This is a genomic window from Pseudomonas sp. NPDC087817 (genome assembly GCF_044742875.1).
Lineage (GTDB): Bacteria > Pseudomonadota > Gammaproteobacteria > Pseudomonadales > Pseudomonadaceae > Aquipseudomonas.
Genome location: NZ_JBIUVJ010000173.1, coordinates 1 through 1,603, shown reverse-complemented (window position 1 = coordinate 1,603; position 1,603 = coordinate 1). Strand labels below are relative to the sequence as shown.

Here is a 1,603-nt window from a genome sequence, read left to right as displayed (position 1 = left end):
CTTGACCGGCGGCACGCCAAACCTGATTTACATCGACGGCAAACCGTCGCAGAAACTGACGAATGACAATCTGGTGGATGAGCTGGAAAGGCTGATCCGCGAGAAAGCGGCCGAAAAGGTCGAAGCTGACGCAGCGGTTATCGCGCGCGGCTGAGCCTGACTGAAAGCCGAACGAATTTAAGGATTTAAAGTGAGCAAGTCTCTGCAAGCCATTCGTGGCATGAACGACATCCTGCCCGAGCAGACCCCGCTGTGGCGCTATTTCGAGAGCACCGTTGCGCGCCTGCTGGATAACTACGGTTACAAGCAGATCCGCATGCCGATCGTCGAGTTCACCGAGCTGTTCAAGCGCTCCATCGGTGAAGTGACCGACATCGTCGAAAAAGAGATGTACACCTTCGAAGACCGCAACGGCGACTCCCTGACCCTGCGTCCGGAAGGCACTGCCGCGTGCGTGCGCGCTGTGCTCGAGCACGGCATCACCGGCGGTGGTCAGGTGCAGAAGCTTTGGTACATCGGCCCGATGTTCCGCCACGAGCGTCCGCAAAAAGGCCGTTATCGCCAGTTCCACCAGATCGGTCTTGAGGTGTTCAACCTCGACGGTCCGGACATCGATGCCGAACTGATCATCATGACCTGGCGCCTGTGGGGCGAGCTGGGCATTCGTGATGCGGTCAAACTCGAACTCAACAGTCTCGGCACCAGCGAGTCCCGTGGTCGTTATCGTGAAGCGCTGGTCGAGTACCTCTCGGCGCACCACGACAAGCTCGACGAAGACAGCCAGCGTCGTCTGAAAACCAACCCGCTGCGCGTGCTCGACACCAAAAATGCCGACACCCAGGCCGTGCTGGTCGATGCGCCGAAAATGGCTGACTACCTCGACGACGAATCCCGTGCCCACTTCGAAGGCTTGAAGGCCCGTCTGGATGCCGTCGGCATTCCTTACGTGCTCAACCCGAAACTGGTTCGCGGCCTCGATTACTACAGCAAAACCGTTTTTGAATGGGTCACCGACAAGCTGGGTGCCCAGGGGACTGTGTGCGCGGGCGGCCGTTATGACGGTCTGGTCGAGCAGATGGGTGGCAAGCCAACCACTGGCGTCGGTTTCGCCATGGGTATCGAGCGCCTGGTGCTGATGCTCGAAACCCTTGAGCAGATCCCGGAAGAAATCTCCCGTCAGGTCGATGTCTACCTCTGCGCCTTCGGTGAAGCCGCCGAGCTGGCCGGGCTGAAACTGGCCGAACGTGTTCGCGATCAACTTCCAAACCTGCGCCTGCAAGTCAATGCCGGCGCCGGTAGCTTCAAGAGCCAGTTCAAGAAGGCCGACAAGAGCGGTGCGCTGTACGCACTGATCCTCGGTGACGACGAAATGGCCCAGCAAGTGGTAGGTTTCAATCCCCTGCGTGGCCAGGGCGAAGAACACTGCATTGCCTGGGATGCGCTCGCCGCTCACCTGGCCACCTGCGTCGTGCAGGGTTGAAGCTGTCTAAACAGCCGATTTAGCGATTAAGGAGTATTGGGGTGTCGAGTACCGAGGACGAACGGGTGGGGGAGTTGTGGGGGGGGGGGGGGGGCGCCGGGGGGGGGGGCCCCCCCCCCCCCC

The 1,603-nt window shown here is 60.4% G+C and carries 1 protein-coding gene and 1 pseudogene; both read left to right on the top strand.

The window, feature by feature from the left end:
- Positions 1–154, top strand: a pseudogene (locus ACIONG_RS30490) (4-hydroxy-3-methylbut-2-en-1-yl diphosphate synthase); the annotation flags it as partial.
- Between the two features lie 36 nt (positions 155–190).
- A complete protein-coding gene (hisS, locus tag ACIONG_RS30485; protein WP_401304750.1) occupies positions 191–1,480 on the top strand; it encodes a histidine--tRNA ligase in 1,290 nt (429 codons plus the stop codon).
- The last annotated feature ends 123 nt before the right edge of the window (positions 1,481–1,603 follow it).